Origin of the sequence: Streptomyces sp. NPDC088706, from assembly GCF_044752765.1 — a bacterium.
Classification (GTDB): Bacteria; Actinomycetota; Actinomycetes; order Streptomycetales; family Streptomycetaceae; genus Streptomyces.
The window spans coordinates 257505-275614 of sequence record NZ_JBIVLW010000004.1 but is presented as its reverse complement, the minus strand read 5'-3'; the positions used below and the strand labels follow the sequence as shown (position 1 = coordinate 275614).

The 18110-nt window shown below is 71.4% G+C and carries 15 protein-coding genes; 5 read left to right on the top strand and 10 right to left on the bottom strand.

From position 1 onward, the window contains the following. Window positions 1-96: 96 nt before the first annotated feature. The 10 genes from ACIQAK_RS14310 to ACIQAK_RS14265 are packed head-to-tail and all read right to left on the bottom strand — an operon-like array spanning window position 97 to window position 10473. The gene (locus ACIQAK_RS14310; RefSeq protein ID WP_366390772.1) at window positions 97-1683 is read right to left on the bottom strand and encodes an NADH-quinone oxidoreductase subunit N; all 1587 of its coding nucleotides are present in this window, start codon (window positions 1681-1683) and stop codon (window positions 97-99) included. Continuing rightward, a complete protein-coding gene (locus tag ACIQAK_RS14305; protein WP_366390771.1) occupies window positions 1680-3344 on the bottom strand; it encodes an NADH-quinone oxidoreductase subunit M in 1665 nt (554 codons plus the stop codon). The genes ACIQAK_RS14310 and ACIQAK_RS14305 overlap by 4 nt, the downstream gene beginning before the upstream one ends. Continuing rightward, window positions 3341-5341: an NADH-quinone oxidoreductase subunit L gene (locus ACIQAK_RS14300; protein ID WP_366390770.1), complete on the bottom strand. Its 2001-nt coding sequence runs from the start codon at window positions 5339-5341 to the stop codon at window positions 3341-3343. The genes ACIQAK_RS14305 and ACIQAK_RS14300 overlap by 4 nt, the downstream gene beginning before the upstream one ends. Continuing rightward, window positions 5338-5694 (bottom strand): NADH-quinone oxidoreductase subunit NuoK, encoded by a 357-nt coding sequence (gene nuoK, locus ACIQAK_RS14295; RefSeq protein ID WP_031127528.1) that lies wholly within the window; start codon window positions 5692-5694, stop codon window positions 5338-5340. Before nuoK ends, ACIQAK_RS14300 begins: the two co-directional genes overlap by 4 nt. Next, window positions 5694-6359 (bottom strand): NADH-quinone oxidoreductase subunit J, encoded by a 666-nt coding sequence (locus ACIQAK_RS14290; RefSeq protein WP_366390769.1) that lies wholly within the window; start codon window positions 6357-6359, stop codon window positions 5694-5696. The genes nuoK and ACIQAK_RS14290 overlap by 1 nt, the downstream gene beginning before the upstream one ends. Beyond that, complete coding sequence (locus ACIQAK_RS14285; protein WP_366390768.1) at window positions 6356-6955, bottom strand: NADH-quinone oxidoreductase subunit I; 600 nt, start codon at window positions 6953-6955, stop codon at window positions 6356-6358. Before ACIQAK_RS14285 ends, ACIQAK_RS14290 begins: the two co-directional genes overlap by 4 nt. After that, on the bottom strand, window positions 6955-7923 hold the full coding sequence (locus ACIQAK_RS14280; protein WP_366390767.1) for a complex I subunit 1 family protein: 969 nt from the start codon (window positions 7921-7923) through the stop codon (window positions 6955-6957). The genes ACIQAK_RS14285 and ACIQAK_RS14280 overlap by 1 nt, the downstream gene beginning before the upstream one ends. Next, entirely contained in the window at window positions 7920-9344 is a 1425-nt protein-coding gene (locus ACIQAK_RS14275; RefSeq protein ID WP_366390766.1) for an NADH-quinone oxidoreductase subunit C, read from the bottom strand. Before ACIQAK_RS14275 ends, ACIQAK_RS14280 begins: the two co-directional genes overlap by 4 nt. Then, on the bottom strand, window positions 9341-10057 hold the full coding sequence (locus ACIQAK_RS14270; RefSeq protein ID WP_366390765.1) for an NADH-quinone oxidoreductase subunit B family protein: 717 nt from the start codon (window positions 10055-10057) through the stop codon (window positions 9341-9343). The genes ACIQAK_RS14275 and ACIQAK_RS14270 overlap by 4 nt, the downstream gene beginning before the upstream one ends. After that, on the bottom strand, window positions 10048-10473 hold the full coding sequence (locus ACIQAK_RS14265) for an NADH-quinone oxidoreductase subunit A (RefSeq protein ID WP_366390924.1): 426 nt from the start codon (window positions 10471-10473) through the stop codon (window positions 10048-10050). Before ACIQAK_RS14265 ends, ACIQAK_RS14270 begins: the two co-directional genes overlap by 10 nt. 249 nt (window positions 10474-10722) lie before the next feature. On the opposite strand from ACIQAK_RS14265, the gene ACIQAK_RS14260 reads away from it, so the two are divergent. From ACIQAK_RS14260 to ACIQAK_RS14240, 5 genes are all read left to right on the top strand, one after another. Continuing rightward, window positions 10723-11913 (top strand): sensor domain-containing protein, encoded by a 1191-nt coding sequence (locus tag ACIQAK_RS14260; protein ID WP_366390764.1) that lies wholly within the window; start codon window positions 10723-10725, stop codon window positions 11911-11913. 216 nt (window positions 11914-12129) lie between these two features. Then, window positions 12130-13509, top strand: a complete 1380-nt coding sequence (locus tag ACIQAK_RS14255) for a sensor histidine kinase (RefSeq protein WP_366390763.1) — start codon at window positions 12130-12132, stop codon at window positions 13507-13509. Between the two features lie 517 nt (window positions 13510-14026). After that, window positions 14027-14686: a response regulator transcription factor gene (locus ACIQAK_RS14250; RefSeq protein WP_366390923.1), complete on the top strand. Its 660-nt coding sequence runs from the start codon at window positions 14027-14029 to the stop codon at window positions 14684-14686. A gap of 339 nt (window positions 14687-15025) precedes the next feature. Then, window positions 15026-16990, top strand: a complete 1965-nt coding sequence (locus ACIQAK_RS14245) for a 2-oxoacid:acceptor oxidoreductase subunit alpha (protein WP_366390762.1) — start codon at window positions 15026-15028, stop codon at window positions 16988-16990. Then, window positions 16983-18071: a 2-oxoacid:ferredoxin oxidoreductase subunit beta gene (locus ACIQAK_RS14240; protein WP_366390761.1), complete on the top strand. Its 1089-nt coding sequence runs from the start codon at window positions 16983-16985 to the stop codon at window positions 18069-18071. Before ACIQAK_RS14245 ends, ACIQAK_RS14240 begins: the two co-directional genes overlap by 8 nt. The last annotated feature ends 39 nt before the right edge of the window (window positions 18072-18110 follow it).

The following is an 18110-nucleotide window of genomic DNA, read 5'->3' as shown; positions in this document are numbered from 1 at the left end:
TCCTGGTATGCCGTCACCCTTATGAGACGTATGCAGCGAAAACCTTGCCCTGTGGCGGCGGCCACGGGCAAACCGGTCCTTCGCTTTTGAAGGACGTCAGAAGAGGGTGACGGCGGCGAACCTCAGGACGACCTGCGGGGCACCGGAGAGGAGGACGCCGACGACGGCGGTGAGCACGATCGCCGTGGTGAGCGGGGCGGGGGTCCGGAATCGGTGCGGCGGTTCGGAGGCCGGTGTCCGGGTTGCCGCTCCGGTGGATTCCGGGTCCCTGAAGAGGATCGCGGTCCACTGAAGGTAGTAGTAGAGCGCGATCACGACGTTGACGGCCATGACCAGGGCGAGCCAGCCGAGACCCGCGTCGACGGCCGCCGAGAAGACGGTGACCTTGGCGAAGAGGCCGATGATGCCCGGCGGCAGTCCGGCCAGGCAGAGCAGGAAGAAGCCGAGCGCGAGGGCGGCGAGGGGCCGGGTGGCGTACAGGCCCCGGTAGTCGGCGATGCGGTTGCCCGGCTTCGTACGGGCCACAAGGGCCGCGACACCGAAGGCGCCGAGATTCACGACGGCGTACATGAGGGCGTACGCGACGGTGGAGCCGATCTGTTCGTCGCTGGAGTACGCGGCGGCGGCGATGGGGACGAGCAGATACCCGGCCTGGGCCACGGAGGACCAGGCGAGCAGCCGGACCGCGCTGCGGGCGCGGCCGGCGTTCTGGCGGAGGGCCGCGACGTTGCCGACGGTCATGGTGAGGGCCGCCAGGACGGCCACGGCGGGCCCCCAGACGTCGGCATAGGAAGGGAACGCGATGACCGTGACGAGGATGAGGCCCGAGAAGCCGACGGCCTTGCCGACCACGGAGAGGTAGGCGGCGATCGGGAGGGGCGCGCCCACATAGGTGTCGGGCACCCAGAAGTGGAAGGGCGCGGCGGCGGTCTTGAAGGCGAAGCCGACGAGGGTGAGGACGACGCCGGTCTTGGCGAGGGTGTCGAGCTCCGGAGGCACGTCGTCCAGGTGGGCGGCGATATCGGTGAGGTGCAGGGTCCCCGTGGTCGCGTACACGAAGCTGACGCCGAGAAGCATGACGGCGGTGGCGACGACGGAGGAGAGGAAGAACTTCAGCGCGGCCTCGGAGGAACGCCGGTCGCCGCGCTTGATGCCCACGAGGGCGAAGGCGGGCAGCGAGGCGACTTCCAAGGCGACGACGAGGGTGGCGAGATCCCGGGAGGCGGGCAACAGGGCCGCGCCCGCCCCGGAGGTGAGGAGCAGGAACCAGTACTCGCCCGCCGGGATCTTGCGCGTGTCGTCGAGCGAGAGCAGCGCGGTGAGGAACGCCCCGCCGAGCACGAGGGCTTGGATGACCAGGGCGAAGTGGTCGGCGGTGTAACTGCACGCCTGGGCACCGGTGGTGACGCAGAAGGTGGCGCGGTCTCCCGCGCGCAACGGGATGAGGAGGGCGAGGGCGGCGGCGAGCGCGATGAGCGTTCCGTGGCCGAGGAGCCTCTTGCGGTGCTCGGGGAGGAAGAGGTCGGCGACGAGGACGAGCAGGGCGGCCAGCGCGGTGAGGGTGGGGGGCGCGACGGCGAGCCAGTCGATGGTCTGGACGACGCTGGGGGCGGTGTCGGCCGCCGCGGTGAGGGCGCCGGGGGCGGTGCTGAGGTCCGGGGCGGTGCTGAGGTCCGCGGTCACGACTTGCCTCCTGCGAGGAGCTTCTGCACGGCCGGGTCGGTGAGGCCGAGGAGGACGGCGGGCCAGAGTCCGGCGAGGACGGTGAGGGCGGCGAGCGGGGTCCAGGCGGCGGCTTCGTAACGCTGGATGTCGGCGAGCTGCGGGGTGGTGGCCGGCTGGACCGCGGCGGTCCCGGAGGGCCGGGACGCGTCGTTCGGCCGCTGGGGCTGCGTACTCGGGGAGAGCGGGGAGTGGGGCGCGTGTTCGCCCATGCAGACGCGGCGGACCACGATGAGCATGTACGCGGCAGTGAGCAGGGTGCCGAAGGCGCCGATGGCCATGAAGGTGCGGAACGCGGGGCGGCTGAGGCCTTCGGCGGGGCTGTAGGCGCCGAACAGGGTGAGCATCTCGCCCCAGAATCCGGCGAGTCCGGGCAGGCCGAGCGAGGCGACGGCGGCGAAGGCGAGCAGGGCGCCGAGACGGGGGGCCCGGCCGTAGAGCGCGGCTCCGGTGGCGCCGGCGAGGGTGTCCAGGTCGGCGGTGCCGTAGCGGTCCTTGATGGCGCCGACCAGGAAGAACAGCAGGCCGGTGATGAGGCCGTGGGCGATGTTGGCGAAGAGCGCGCCGTTGACTCCGGTGGGGGTCATGGTGGCGATGCCGAGGAGTACGAAGCCCATGTGGCCGACGGAGGAGTACGCGATGAGCCGCTTGAGGTCGCCCTTGGCGCCCCTGCGGGCGAGGGCCAGGCAGGCGAGCGACCCGTAGACGATGCCGACGACGGCGAACGCGGCGAGGTAGGGCGCGAAGGTGCGCATCCCGTCGGGGGCGACGGGGAGCAGGATCCGGACGAATCCGTACGTTCCCATCTTCAGCAGGACACCCGCGAGGAGCACGGAGCCGACGGTGGGGGCGGCGGTGTGGGCGTCGGGGAGCCAGCTGTGCAGGGGCCACATCGGGGTCTTCACGGCGAGCCCGATGCCGATCGCCAGTACGGCGGTGACCTGCACGGATGTGGTGAGCCCGCGGCCGTTGTCAGTGGCGAGTGCCACCATGTCGAAGGTGCCGCTCTTCAGTCCGATGAGGAGCAGGCCCAGCAGCATGACGACCGAGCCGAGCAGTGTGTAGAGGATGAACTTCCAGGCGGCGGCGCGCCGCTGGTCACCGCCCCAGCGGGCGATGAGGAAGTACATCGGGATGAGGACCATCTCGAAGGCCAGGAAGAAGAGCAGCAGGTCGAGGACGGCGAAGGTGGCGAGGGTGCCGGATTCCAGGATGAGGACGAGGGCGGTGAACGCCTTCGCTGAGGGGCCCGCGGGCAGCTTGAAGTAGCTGTACAGCGTGCAGAGGAAGGTCAGCAGCGCGGTCAGCAGGAGGAGGGGGAGCGAGATGCCGTCGATGCCGAGGTGGATGCGGACGTCGAGTGCCGGGATCCAGCTGATGTCGGTGGTCGCCTGCATCGTGGCGGGGTGGTCGTGGTCGAAGCCGGCGGCCAGGACGATCGCGGCGACGAGAACGGCGCCGGTCACGGTCATACCGTGGCGGAGCACGGCCTGGTCGGGGTTCCTGCCCCGGAGTCCGGGCGGGGCGGGGAGCAGGGCCGCGACGGCGCCGAGGAGCGGGGCGACGACGATGAACGCGAGAAGGAACTGCATCACGGACGGGTTGATATCGATCACGGTCACGACCCCGCGTTGACGTTGGCGAAGACGACGGCGGCGATCCCCAGCACGAGGGAACCGGCGAGCAGGGCGCTGAGGTAGGTCTGCACGTTTCCGGTCTGGGCGCGGCGTACGGCGGCGCCGAGGAGGCGCGTGGCGGCGCCCGATCCGTTGACGTAGGTGTCGACGACCGTGCGGTCCAGGAAGCGCACGAGGCGGGCGGCCTGCTGGACGGGCCGGACGAACAGCGCGGTGTACAGCGCGTCGAGGTGGAAGCCGGTGACCGCGTGGCGGTGGAGCGGGCCCAGGAGGAGGCGGCCGGGGTCGGCCGGGTCGGCGGCGTCCGCGATGGTGCCGTAGGCGGCGGTGTGCGACGTCATGGCCTCGGCTTCGACGAGGGCGGGTTCGGCGCCGGGGTGGGCGGCGACGGCACCGAGGGGGATGCGGGCGGCGAGCGCCGTGGTGTGGCGCCAGGCGCCGTAGGTGACGAGGCCGCCGACAAGGCCGGCGCCGGTGGAGAGGACGGCCGTGGTGAGGGACGGGGTGAGGGCATGGCCGTCGAACCAGTCGCCGATCACGCCCGCGGTGAGCCCGAAGGCGATGGTGGGGACGGCCAGGACCCACAGGACGGAGGTCATGGCCAGCGGCTGCCTGCCGCGGTCGGGGAGTTCGGCGCCGCGGCCCTTGAAGGCGAGGAGCCAGAGGCGGGTGGCGTAGGCCGCGGTGAGGACGGCGGCGAGCAGCCCGGCGGTCAGGATCGTCCAGCCCGCGGCGGCGGGGGCGACGGTCCGGTCCCCCAGCGCGGTGTGCTCGGCGGCGACGAGGACGGCTTCCTTGGAGAAGAAGCCCGCGAACGGCGGGATGGCGGCGAGCGCGAGGAGGGCGACGGTCATCGTCCAGTAGGCGTCGGGGACGCGGCGCGCGAGGCCGCCCATGCGGGACATGGCGGCCAGTGAGTTGGTGCCGGCGGCGTGGATGACGACGCCGGCCGCGAGGAAGAGGACCGCTTTGAACGCACCGTGCGAGATCAGGTGGAAGACGGCGGCGCCGCGGTCGGCGACGGCCAGGGCGCCGGACATGTAACCGAGCTGACCGATGGTCGAGTAGGCGAGGACGCGCTTGATGTCGTCCTGGGCGAGGGCGGCGAGTCCCGAGCCGATCATCGTGACGGCCGCCATCACGGCGAGGACGACCAGGGCCGCGCCGGAAGCGGCGAAGACGGGGAGCAGCCGGGCCACGAAGTAGATCCCGGCGGCGACCATCGTCGCGGCGTGGATGAGCGCGGAGACGGGGGTGGGGCCGGCCATCGCGTCGGGCAGCCAGGTGTGCAGGGGGAACTGGGCGGACTTCCCGGCGACGCCCGCGAGGAGCAGCAGGGCGATCAGGGTGGGGTGGTCCAGGCCGCCGTTGGTGACGGCCGCGAGGACCTTGGTGATCCGGAAGCTGCCGGTGTCGGCGGCCAGGGCGAACAGACCGATCAGGAAGGGGACATCGCCGAGCTTGGTGACGAGGAATGCCTTCAGGGAGGCGGCGCGGGCCTCGGGCGTCTCCCAGTAGTGGCCGACCAGGAAGTACGAGCAGATGCCCATGATCTCCCAGCCGACCAGCAGCACCATCAGGTCGCCGGAGTAGACGACGAGCAGCATCGCGGAGGTGAAGAGGGAGACCAGAGCCGCGTAGGAGGGGTAGCGGGCGTCGTCGCGGAGGTACGCCGTGGAGTAGAGCTGTACGCAGGTGGCGACGAGCCCGACGAGGACGGCGACGAGGACCGCGAAGCCGTCCAGGCGCAGGGCCAGGTCGATGGGGATCGACCCGGTGGGGGTGAGCTGGGTCGCGGCGTCGATGGCACGGCCGCCGCCCTGGCGGACGGCGACGACCACGGCGAGGACGGCCGCGGTGAGCGTCGGCAGGATCGCCAGGGGGCGGACGAAGCCGGGGGCGGTACGGCCGGTGGTGAGACCGGCGACGGCCCCGAGGAAGGGGAGGAGCGGGACGAGGGCGGCGAGGGTCGTCGTGGTCACGAGGTGGCCTCTGCGTTCGTGGTGCTCCCTGCTGTTTCGGCGTCGTCGGTCTCGGCGGTGTCGCGGAGCCGGTCGATGTCGGAGGAGCCGCGGTTGCGGTAGACGGCGAGAACGATCGCCAGGCCGATGCCGATCTCGGCGGCGGCGATGGCGATGGTGAAGAGGGTGAGGGCCTGGCCGGAGTGGAGGGTGTCGCGGAGCCAGACGTCGAAGGCGACGAGGTTGAGGTTGACGGCGTTGAGCATCAGCTCGACGGACATCAGGACCAGGATCGCGTTGCGGCGGGCGAGGACGCCGTAGAGGCCGGTGCAGAAGAGGAGCGCGGCGAGTACGGCCGGATAGGCGAGGTGCATCAGCTCCGTTCCTCCCTGTCCCGTCGGGCGGCCGGGTCCGGGCCGGGCTGGGCGACGGTGTCCGGCCGGGACGTGGTGTCCGGCCGGACGGCGGTGTCCGTGTCGTGCTTACGGGACAGGACGATGGCGCCGACGAGGGCGGCGAGCAGCAGGACGGAGAGCGCCTCGAAGGGGAGGACCCAGTTCCGGAAGAGGAAGGCTCCGGTGACGGCGGTTGAGCCCTGGGCCGCCCCTTCGAGGTCGATCCAGGTGGTGCGGAAGGCGTCCACCACGACCCAGACGAGCGCCACCGCCGAGGCGAGGGCCACACCGAGCGCGATCCACCGGTTGCCCGAGTCGGCGTCCGGGGAGCGGCCGATGGGGGCCCGGGTGAGCATCAGGCCGAAGAGGAGGAGGACGACGACGGAACCGACGTAGATCAGTACCTGCACCCAGGCGATGAACTCCGCGGTGAGCAGGAGGTATTCGACGGCCAGTCCGCCGAGCGCCACGACGAGCCAGAGCGCGGCGTGCACCAGCTGCCGGGTCGTGACGGTGATGACAGCGGCGCCGAGGGTGGCGAGGCCGACGAGGACGAACGCGATCTCCACGCCGGTCGGGGAGAGGAAACCGGGGTGGCCGGCGGCGGCCGCGGCGAGCACGGGGGGTGCGGTGTGAAGGGTCACGGGGTTCCTCCCTTCTCGTCGGGGTCCTGTGGCTCGGGGTTCCGAGGCCCGGGTTGCTGCGGCTGGGCGACCTGCTGGGCGGCGAGTTTGTCGGCCGCCTTGCGGGCGGCGGCGACCTCCTTCGGCTCCTCCGCCCCCGGGTCGAGGGCGGGCGGCTCCGGCACGGTCCACATCCACTCGCGGAGCTTGTCCCGCTCATGGGTGAGTTCGTGGATGTCCGTCTCCGCGTACTCGAACTCGGGCGACCAGAAGAGGGCGTCGAAGGGGCAGACCTCGATGCAGATACCGCAGTACATGCAGAGGGAGAAGTCGATGGCGAAGCGGTCGAGGACGTTGCGGCTGCGCTCACGTCCGCCGGGGGCGGCGGGCGGCACCGTCTCCTTGTGGGAGTCGATGTAGATGCACCAGTCGGGGCACTCACGGGCGCAGAGCATGCAGACCGTGCAGTTCTCCTCGAACAGCCCGATGACGCCCCGGGAGCGGGGCGGCAGTTCGGGCTGGGTCTCGGGGTACTGCGCGGTGACGGTCTTCCTCGTCATCGTGCGCAGGGTGACGGCGAGGCCTTTGGCCAGGCCTGATCCGGGGATCGGGGACATCAGTTGATCGCCACCTTCACGATGCCGGTGAGCGCGATCTGCGCGAGGGCGAGGGGGACGAGGGTGGTCCAGGCGAGCTTCTGCAACTGGTCCTCCCGCAGACGCGGGTAGCTGACGCGCAGCCAGATGACGACGAACGCGAGGAGGGCGGTCTTGAGGAGGGTCCAGAGCCAGCCGAGTCCGTCGGCGCCGAACGAGCCGTGCCAGCCGCCGAGAAAGAGGACGGTGGTCAGGGCGCAGAGGATGACGATCCCCGCGTACTCGGCCAGCAGGAACAGGGCGAAGCGCAGCCCCGTGTACTCGGTGTACGCGCCGAAGATGATCTCGGAGTCGGCGACCGGCATGTCGAAGGGCGGGCGCTGGAGCTCGGCGAGACCGGCGACGAAGAAGACCAGGGCTCCGACGATCTGCCAGGGCAGCCACCACCACTCGAAGGCGTCGAGGATGCCGGTGAGCGAGACCGTTCCGGCCGCCATGGCCACGGAGGCGGCGGTGAGGAGCATCGGGAGTTCGTAGGAGAGGAGCTGGGCGGCGGTGCGAAGCCCTCCGAGGAGGGAGAACTTGTTGGCCGAAGCCCAGCCGGCCATGAGCGAGCCGAGGACGCCGATGCCCATCACAGCCAGCACGAAGAAGATGCCCGCGTCGATGACCTGGCCCACCGCGCCGTCGCCGGGGCCGATGGGGATGGCCACGAGGACGAGGAGGTAGGGCAGGAGGGCGACGGCGGGGGCGAGCTGGAAGACGCGGCGGTCGGCGGCGGCCGGGACCACGTCCTCCTTCTGCGCGAACTTCACGCCGTCCGCGACGAGCTGGGCCCAGCCGTGGAAGCCGCCCGCGTACATGGGGCCCAGGCGGCCCTGCATGTGGGCCATCACCTTGTGCTCGGTCTGGCCCACGAGGAGGGGGGCGACCAGGAACACGACGAAGACGATGGCCAGGCGGAGGGCGACGTCGAGAACGTCGTTCACTCGGTATCGCCTCCGGCGGGGTGGGGGGTGTCGGGGTCGGGCTTGTCGCGGGTGGGGTCGGGCTTGTCGGGGTCGCCGCCTTCCGAGGGCTGGCGGGAGGGGGTGGGAGCGTCCGGGTCGTCGGGCGAGGTGTCCGGACCCTTGGGTGGGGTGTCCGCGCCCCTGGGCGAGGTGTCCGGACCCGTAGGTGGGGTGTCCGGACCCTTGGGTGGGGTGTCCGGACCCCTGGGCGAGGTGTCCGGGTCGTCGAACGCTGGTCGGGCGTCGTGCCAGGGGGCGTCCGTGCTGCGGGCGCGCCCGCTCGCCGAGCCCTGGGAGGCCGAGCGCGAGCGGCGCGGCGGGCGCGGTGCGGCGGCCTCCGGGCTCTGCTGCTGGCTCGCCGAACCGTCCGAGGCGGAGCGGGAGCGGCGCGGGCGCGCGGCCGGAGGCGGCCCGGTCGGTACGTCGTCGGGCGATGCGTCGCTGGGCGGCGCGGTCGCGGACGGAGGCTGTACGGGCTTCGGCGTCGCCGTGTCCGGCGCTGCGGGCGCGGAATCCTCAGGCCCGGGAATCTCGGGCGCGGAGGTCTCGGGCCGGGGAGTATCGGGCGCGTAAGTCTCAGGTTCGGGAGTCTCGGACCGGGACGTCTCGGGCGCCGGAGTCCCGGGCCGGGACGCCTCGGGCGCCGGAGTCCCGGGCCGTGAAACCTCAGGGGCGGAAGGCGCCGCCGGTCCCGTCTGCGGGCGTTGCGCTGCTGATCCCTCGCTCGCCGAGCGGGCGCGGCGCGGCGGGCGGTCGGCCGCCGGGCGGGCCGCCCGGGTCGGGCGCGCTGCGGCAGGGGGGAGCTGGCCCTTGAGAGGGCCCCATTCGTTCGGGTCCGGGACGCCGGGGGGAAGCATCGTGCGGCGCTTGGGGCCGCCGTGTTCCGACTCCCCGGGCTCCTTCGCACCGGGCCAGGCCTTGGCGACGCGGGCGGCCAGGACGAAGTCCTTGCGCAGCGGGTGGCCCTCGAAGCCTTCCGGAAGCAGCAGCGGGGCGAGGCCGGGGTGGCCCTTGAAGGCGACGCCGAACATCTCGTGCGTCTCGCGCTCGTGCCAGGCCGCGCCCGCGTAGACGTCGATCGCGCTGGGCAGGACGGCCGTGTCGTGCGGGACGGTGGTGCGCAGCATGAGCCGGCGGACCGAGCCGTCCCCGACAGCCGCGACGTGGGCGCAGACGCGGAAGCCCGTGCCCGGCTCGTCGACGGCGCTGAGCCAGTCGAAGTAGCGGCAGCCGAGGTCGTCGCGGGCGGTCCGCAGCGCGGTGATCCAGTCCGTGGCGGGGACGTCGACGGTCAGCAGGTCGTACGCCGACTCCGCCGTCGCGCCCTTGCCGAAGATCTCCGTGACGGCGTCCGGCAGCCGGTCGTACGGGTGGTGGGGCGGGGGTTGACGCTCGCTCACCGCTGCTCCTCCCCCGTTCCCGTCCCCGGTTCCGTCCCCGGAGTCGTTCCTGGTGCCGTCGGTGCGGCGACCAGGCCGCTGCGCAGCGCCGCCGTGGACGGGGCTCCGCCAGCGGGGCCGGTCGCGTACCGCTCCGCCAGGGACTCGCGCGCGATCTTCTCCTGGAGCTTGAGAATGCCCTGGAGCAGCGCCTCGGGCCGCGGCGGGCACCCGGGTACGTACACGTCGACGGGGATGATCTGGTCGACGCCCTTGGTGACGGAGTACGAGTCCCAGTAGGGGCCGCCGCAGTTGGAGCAGGCGCCGAAGGAGATGACGTACTTCGGCTCGGGCATCTGCTCGTAGAGGCGCTTCACGGCCGGGGCCATCTTGTCCGTCACCGTGCCGGAGACGATCATCAGGTCCGCCTGGCGGGGGCCGGGGGCGAAGGGGATCACGCCCAGCCGGATGAAGTCGTGGCGCGCCATGGAGGCGGCGATGAACTCGATGGCGCAGCAGGCGAGTCCGAAGTTGAAGACCCAGAGGCTGTAGCGGCGGCCCCAGTTGAGGACGACCTTCATCGGTTCGGGCGCGAGCCGGGAGAGGATGCCGAGGCGCTTCGGCTCCGGGAGGAGCACCGGCTCCGACGCGGCGGCGGCCCCTGGGCCGGCGGAAGGCGGGGGTGTCGGCGCGGGCTGCTGCGATGTGGAGGCCGGCCGGCTCGTCAGGCCCATGCGAGGACGCCCTTCTTCCATGCGTAGAGCAGTCCCACGGCGAGGAAGCCGAGGAAGATGAACATTTCCACCAGCGTGGTCGCACCGTACCCGGGTGCCGCGAAGACCGTGGCCCACGGGAACAGGAAGATGGAGTCGACGGCGAAGATGACGTAGAGGAACGCGTAGACGTAGTAGCGGACCTGGGTGTGCGCCCAGCCCTCACCGACCGGGTCGACGCCGCACTCGTACGTCAGCAGCTTCTCCGGCGTCGGGACCACGGGCCGCAGGAGCCGCCCCGCCCCGAACGCGACGGCGACGAACAGCACACCGACCAGGGTGAGCAGGCCGACCACCGAATAGCTCTGGAAGTACTCCGATGCGAGGGTGGCCGATGTGCCGACCGGGGGGCCAGGCACGTCCGGCACGTACGGCATGTGCGGCACTTCCGGCACGTACGCCACGTCCGTCACGTCCGCCCCTCGTTCCTCGTCGTCCGGCTCCGGCCCCGTCCGTTCCTGGGGCCCCTGTGTACGCACGGGAGTCTAGGCCCTGATAAACGCACGGTAAGCAGTCGCGTCGCGCACAGGTTAAGCAGTCGCGTCGCGCACAGGTGGGGTTATCCCTACTTCACGCCACCCATGAGCCCCATGGCGTGCGGGGACGCGGCCCGGCAGGCTGGTGCCATGACCATGAGCCCTTCCGTCCCGATCCCCGACCGGCCGCCGCCCGCCCGCCTCGCCCTCGACCGCTGGACCTGGCGGGAGATCGCCCACCTGCTCGTCAATCTGCCGATGGCCATCGCCGGATTCGTCTACGCGCTGCTCGTGATCGCCGTCGGCGTCGGCCTCTCCGTCACGGTGGTCGGCCTGCCGGTGCTCGTCGCCGGGTTGCGGGGAGCGCGGTTGCTGGGCCGGGGGGAGCGGGGCCGTGCCCGGTCGTTGCTCGGGATACGGATCGAGGAGCCGAGTCCGTTGACGCGCGGCCGCCAGGAGGAGGGGGTCTTCTCCTGGCTCTGGTCGGGGCTGAAGGACCCGGTGGGCTGGCGTTCCCTGCTGTACGCGTTCATCCGGCTGCCGTGGGGGGTGCTGACGTTCACGGTGACGCTGGTGAGCTTGTTCGTCCTGTGGCCGGTACTCCCGTTCATAACCCGCGGGCTGACGGCGGCGGACCGGGCGATGGTGCGGGGGCTGTTGTCGCCCTCGGACGAGTTGGAGCGGCGGATCGCGGAGCTGGAGTCGGACCGGGGCGTCGTCGTGGACACGGCCGCCGCCGACCTGCGCCGCATCGAGCGGGACCTCCACGACGGTGCCCAGGCCCGACTCGTCGCCCTCGCCATGGGGTTGGGGCTGGCCAAGGAGAAGCTGACGGACGATCCGGAAGCGGCCGCGCGGATGGTGGACGAGGCGCACGGGGAGATCAAGGTCGCTCTGCAGGAGTTGCGCGACCTCGCCCGGGGTATCCATCCCGCTGTCCTCACCGACCGCGGTCTCGACGCCGCCCTGTCCGCCATCGCCTCCCGTTGTACCGTGCCGGTCAGTGTCTCGGTGGACCTGGCGGGGCGCCCGGCGGAGGCGATCGAGGGGATCGCGTACTTCACCGTGTCGGAGCTCCTGCAGAACGTCAGCAAGCACAGCGGTGCCCGGTCTGCGTCCGTCGAGGTGTGGCGAGCAGCGGACCGGTTGCTGATCCAGGTCACGGACGACGGGGCGGGCGGGGCACGGATGGACGGCGGCACGGGGATGGCGGGGCTGGCCGAGCGGCTGGACGCGGTGGACGGGGTGTTCGTCCTCGACTCTCCGGTGGGCGGGCCGACGGCCGTCACCGCCGAGCTGCCCTGGCGCGACCGGGTCCCGGCCGGCAGCCGGGCGTCCTGAGCGCCCCGAGCGTGTGCCGGGGGTGGGGAAAACCCCCGCATGGATACGGAGACCGGCCGCATGGTGCCGGAGACGGCGGCCCAGCACCCTTGAAGAAGCACGGTCCGCTGAAGGAGTACGGTCCGCAGCGGCTGAACACGGACGCGGAACACGGACGCGGAGCACGGACGCGACACACTCCCCCGATCGACAGAGAAGACGGAACGGACGGCACTCATGGCCACGGCATACGGACCGGAGATCCGGGACCACAAGGGATCGGGCACGCGCGGCCACACAGGTCAGGGCCCGGGGCCCCAAGGGAAGGTCCCGGTGAGGCACTTCCTCCCGGCGGCGTTGCGCGCGCCGCTGGAGGCGCGCAGCTGGCGCGAGCTCCTCTACGTCCTGCTGAGCCTGCCGCTGAGCACGGTGATGTTCGTCTTCGCGGTCGCCATGACCTCGGTCAGCGCGGGCCTGCTCATCACCTTCATCGGCGTTCCGCTGCTGGCGGTCGGCCTGGCCGTCTGCCGGGGGTTCGGCGCGATGGAGCGGGCCCGGGCGCGCGGGCTGTTGAAGCTGGACGTGGCGGAGCCCGTGCGGGTGCGGGGGAAGACCGGCGGCCCGATGGCATGGATGGGCGCTGTCCTGCGGAGCGGGGTCTCCTGGCGTCACCTGCTCTATGCCCTGCTGCACTTTCCCTGGGCCGTGTTCACGTTCTGCGTGTCGGTGGTGTTCTGGACGTACGGCCTGATGGCTCTGGCGTACCCGCTGTGGCAGTGGGTCTTCCCGGTGTTCGTCGGGGCCGACGGCATCCAGTTGTACGGGGACCGCACCCACGCGTACTACCTGGACTCCCCCGTCGAGCTGGCTGCGACGAGCGCGGTGGGTCTGGTGCTGGTGCTGGTGGCGCCGTGGATCGTGCGGGGGCTGGTCTCGGTGGACCGGCTGATGGTGTCCGGTCTGCTGGGCCCGTCCGCGCTGTCCGCCCGGGTCACCGAGCTGGAGTCGGACCGCGGCGTGGTCGTGGACACCGCCGCCGCCGACCTGCGCCGTATAGAACGGGACCTCCACGACGGGGCACAGGCCCGGCTCGTCGCCCTGGCCATGGGCCTCGGGCTGGCGAAGGAGAAGCTCAGCGACGACCCGGAGGCCGCCGCGCGGATGGTGGACGAGGCCCACGGCGAGGTGAAGGTCGCCCTTCAGGAGCTGCGCGACCTGGCCCGGGGTATCCATCCCGCCGTCCTCACCGACCGGGGTCTCGACGCCGCGCTCTCCGCCATCGCCTCCCGCTGCACCGTCCCGGTCACGGTCGAGGTGGATCTGGACGAGCGGCCCGCACAGGCCATCGAGGGCATCGCGTACTTCACGGTGTCGGAGCTCCTGCAGAACGTCAGCAAGCATGCGCGGGCGACCCGGGCCACGGTCGACGTGTGGCGGACGTCCGACCGGCTGCTGCTCCAGGTCACGGACGACGGTCGGGGCGGCGCGGCCGTCTCGGCAGGCAGTGGTCTGGCCGGACTGACGGAGCGGCTGGACGCGGTGGACGGGGTCCTGGCGGTGAACTCCCCGGCCGGCGGCCCGACGACAGTCACCGCCGAGCTGCCCTGGCGCGGCTGACCACCACGCCAGCTGCCCTGACGCGACGGACCCCCACGCCAGCTGCCCTGACGCGACGGACCACCACGCCAGCTGCCCTGACGCGACGGACCGCCGCCGAGCTGGCCAGGTGCGACGGACCGCCGCCCCCCTACCCCCGCCGCCCCCCCTACCCCCGCCCCGGGCAGCCGCCGTCTCTCCCCGTCCCACCCCGTCGCCGGACTCCTGTCCGGTAGCCCCCCGTCACCGGACTCCTGTCCGGTGCCCCCCGTCACCGGATCCTGTCCGGGTGCCCCCCGTCACCGGATCCTGTCCGGTGGCGGGGTTTCCAGCTGGGTGGCCGGATCGGGCGCGTTATCCACAGGGCCCCCATCCGTGCCCCGGGCCTGGGATGCTGGGGCGTCGGGCGCGGTGCGCGCACGAGCACAGCACGAGCACGAGCACAGCAGCAGAGACTGGCTCGCTGACTCAGAAACTCTCTGACTCAGAAACGCAGAACAGCGGGGGACGCAGGGCCGTGGAGTACGTGGAGAACAGAGTGCGGGTAGTCATCGCCGAGGATTCGGTCCTGCTGCGGGAAGGGCTTACCCGTCTGCTCACCGACCTCGGGCACGATGTGGTCGCGGGGGTGGGGGACGCCGAGGCCCTGCTGAAGACCGTGGCGGACCTCGGCGCGGAGCAGGCGCTGCCCGATGTGGTGGTGGCCGATGTGCGGATGCCGCCGACCCATACGGACGAGGGCGTACGGGCGGCGGTGCGGCTGCGGAAGGAGTACCCGGGGATAGGGGTGCTGGTCCTCTCCCAGTACGTGGAGGAGCAGTACGCCACCGAGCTGCTGGCGGGCAGCAGCCGGGGCGTGGGGTATCTGCTCAAGGACCGGGTGGCCGAGGTCCGCGAGTTCGTCGACGCGGTCGTACGGGTGGCCCGGGGCGGGACGGCGCTGGACCCGGAGGTGGTGGCGCAGCTGCTGGGCCGCAGCCGCAAGCAGGACGTGCTGGCGGGGCTGACGCCACGCGAGCGGGAGGTCCTGGGCCTGATGGCCGAGGGCCGGACGAACTCGGCGATCGCCCGGCAGCTCGTGGTGAGCGACGGGGCGGTGGAGAAGCACGTCAGCAACATCTTCCAGAAGCTGGGGCTCTCGCCCAGCGACGGGGACCACCGGCGCGTCCTCGCCGTGCTGACCTACCTGAACTCCTAGCCGTCTGACACCCTGCCAATTGATCGACCCGGCCGCCGATCGGCGCCGGACGAGCACCCGGCGTACACCCGGCGGATCTCCGCCAGGGGTGTCCGGCGAGCTTCCGCCGGGCAGTCCTGGGCGGAAGGACCTAGCACCAAAGACCTACGAGCAGAGCACGTCCATCCGATGATCGGGGGGCTTGAGAAAGATGGCAAAACGGACTAAAAGGGTGTCTCAAAACGGGGTCCACCATATGATCGGCCCCTGGAGGGCGAACCGCACGGACGTAGGGTTGCCTCTGGGACCGCCGGCTGGCCGGACGGTTCCGAACCGCCGCCCCAAGGGAGGTCCAGTTCAGTGACGAGCCAGGTCAGTAGCGCGGCAGAGAAGGCCGATGAGGCCAACGACGCCGTCCTCGGGGGTCAGCGCGCCCCCCTGTCAGGAACGACGGGAACGACCGGCGGCGACGGTAAAGAGGTCCGCCGCCTGGACCGGGTGATCATCCGTTTCGCGGGTGACTCGGGTGACGGGATGCAGCTCACGGGTGACCGGTTCACCTCGGAGACGGCATCGTTCGGGAACGATCTCTCCACCCTGCCGAACTTCCCCGCCGAGATCCGGGCCCCCGCAGGCACCCTGCCTGGGGTTTCTTCCTTCCAGCTCCACTTTGCCGATCATGACATCCTCACCCCCGGTGACGCGCCCAACGTCCTGGTCGCGATGAATCCCGCCGCTCTGAAGGCGAACATCGACGACGTGCCGCGCGGCGCCGAGATCATTGTGAACACCGATGAGTTCACCAAGCGGCCGATGGCGAAGGTGGGGTATGCGACCAGCCCGCTGGAGGACGGGTCGCTGGAGGCGTACAACGTCCACCCGGTGCCGCTGACGACGCTGACGATCGAGGCGCTGAAGGAGTTCGGGCTCTCCCGAAAGGAGGCCGAGCGGTCCAAGAACATGTTCGCGCTCGGGCTGCTGTCGTGGATGTACCACCGGCCGACCGAGGGGACGGAGACGTTCCTGCGGCAGAAGTTCGCCAAGAAGCCGCAGATCGCCGAGGCGAACGTGGCCGCCTTCCGGGCCGGGTGGAACTTCGGCGAGACCACCGAGGACTTCGCCGTCAGTTACGAGGTCGCTCCGGCCTCGCAGGCGTTCCCCACCGGCACCTACCGCAACATCTCCGGGAACCTCGCCCTGTCCTACGGCCTGATCGCCGCCGGGCGGCTGGCGGACCTGCCGCTCTACCTGGGCTCGTACCCGATCACCCCGGCCTCGGACATCCTGCACGAGCTGTCCCGCCACAAGAACTTCGGCGTGCGCACCTTCCAGGCCGAGGACGAGATCGCCGGGATCGGGGCGGCGCTGGGTGCGGCGTTCGGCGGGGCGCTGGGCGTGACCACGACATCGGGGCCGGGTGTGGCGCTGAAGTCGGAGACGATCGGGCTCGCGGTCTCCCTGGAGCTGCCGCTGCTCATCATCGACATCCAGCGGGGCGGGCCCTCCACCGGTCTGCCGACCAAGACCGAGCAGGCCGACCTGCTCCAGGCGATGTACGGCAGGAACGGCGAGGCCCCGGTGCCGATCGTGGCCCCGCAGACCCCCGCCGACTGCTTCGACGCCGCGATCGAGGCGGCCCGCATCGCCCTGACCTACCGCACCCCCGTCTTCCTGCTCTCCGACGGCTACCTCGCCAACGGCTCCGAGCCGTGGCGCATCCCGGAGACCGACACCCTGCCCGACCTCACCACGTCCTTCGCCACCGGCCCGAACCACACCCTGGCCGACGGCACCGAGGTCTTCTGGCCCTACAAGCGCGACCCGCAGACCCTGGCCCGCCCCTGGGCCGTCCCCGGCACGCCCGGCCTCGAACACCGCATCGGCGGGATCGAGAAGCAGGACGGCACCGGCAACATCTCTTACGACCCCGCCAACCACGACCTGATGGTCCGCACCCGCCAGGCGAAGGTCGACAACATCGAGGTCCCCGACCTCACCGTCGACGACCCCGCCGGAGCCCGCACGCTGGTGCTCGGCTGGGGCTCGACGTACGGGCCGATCACCGCCGCCGTACGCCGTCTCCGCGCCGCCGGGCAGCCCATCGCCCAGGCCCACCTCAGACACCTCAACCCCTTCCCGAGGAACCTCGGCGAGGTGCTGAAGGGTTACGACAAGGTCGTCGTCCCGGAGATGAACCTCGGCCAGCTCGCCATGCTGCTGCGGGCGAAGTACCTGGTGGACGCCCACAGCTACAACCAGGTCAACGGAATGCCGTTCAAGGCCGAGCAGCTCGCCACCGCCCTCAAGGAGGCCATCGATGCCTGACACCGAGGAACTGCAGCACAACGAACTGCTGCAGTTGGTGCCCAAGGCCGAGGCGAAACAGTCCATGAAGGACTTCAAATCCGACCAGGAGGTGCGCTGGTGCCCCGGCTGCGGCGACTACGCCGTCCTCGCCGCGGTGCAGGGCTTCATGCCGGAGCTGGGGCTGGCGAAGGAGAACATCACCTTCGTCTCCGGCATCGGCTGCTCCTCCCGCTTCCCGTACTACATGAACACCTACGGGATGCACTCCATCCACGGCCGCGCCCCCTCCATCGCCACCGGGCTCGCCACCTCCCGCCGCGACCTGTCGGTCTGGGTCGTCACGGGGGACGGTGACGCGCTCTCCATCGGTGGCAACCACCTCATCCACGCCCTGCGCCGCAACGTCAACCTGAAGATCCTCCTCTTCAACAACCGGATCTACGGGCTGACGAAGGGCCAGTACAGCCCCACTTCGGAGATCGGCAAGATCACCAAGTCGACGCCGATGGGCTCGCTCGACGCGCCCTTCAACCCGGTGTCCCTCGCCATCGGCGCGGAGGCGTCGTTCGTGGCGCGGACGGTCGACTCCGACCGCAAGCACCTCACCAGCGTGCTCCGCGCGGCGGCCGAGCACCCCGGCACGGCGCTGGTGGAGATCTACCAGAACTGCAACATCTTCAACGACGGTGCCTTCGAGGTCCTCAAGGACCAGGAGCAGGCCGCCGAGGCCGTCATCCGCCTCGAACACGGGCAGCCGATCCTCTTCGGCACCCCGGCGGAGGACGGCCGGAGCACCAAGGGCGTCGTCCGGGACCCGGACACCGGCGATCTGAAGGTCGTCGCCGTCACCGACGAGAACCGCTCCCAGGTCCTCGTGCACGACGCCCACGCGGACTCCCCCACCACGGCGTTCGCGCTGTCCCGGCTCGCCGACGCCGACACCCTGCACCACACCCCCATCGGGGTGCTGCGCAGCGTCGTGCGGCCCGTCTACGACACGCTGATGGCCGATCAGGTGGACGCCGCCGTGGAGCGCGACGGCAAGGGTGACCTCGGCGCGCTCCTCGCCGGGGCCGACACCTGGACCGTCGTCGGCTGACGTACGGCGGCACAGGAACGACCCCCGGGGCCCGGGCCC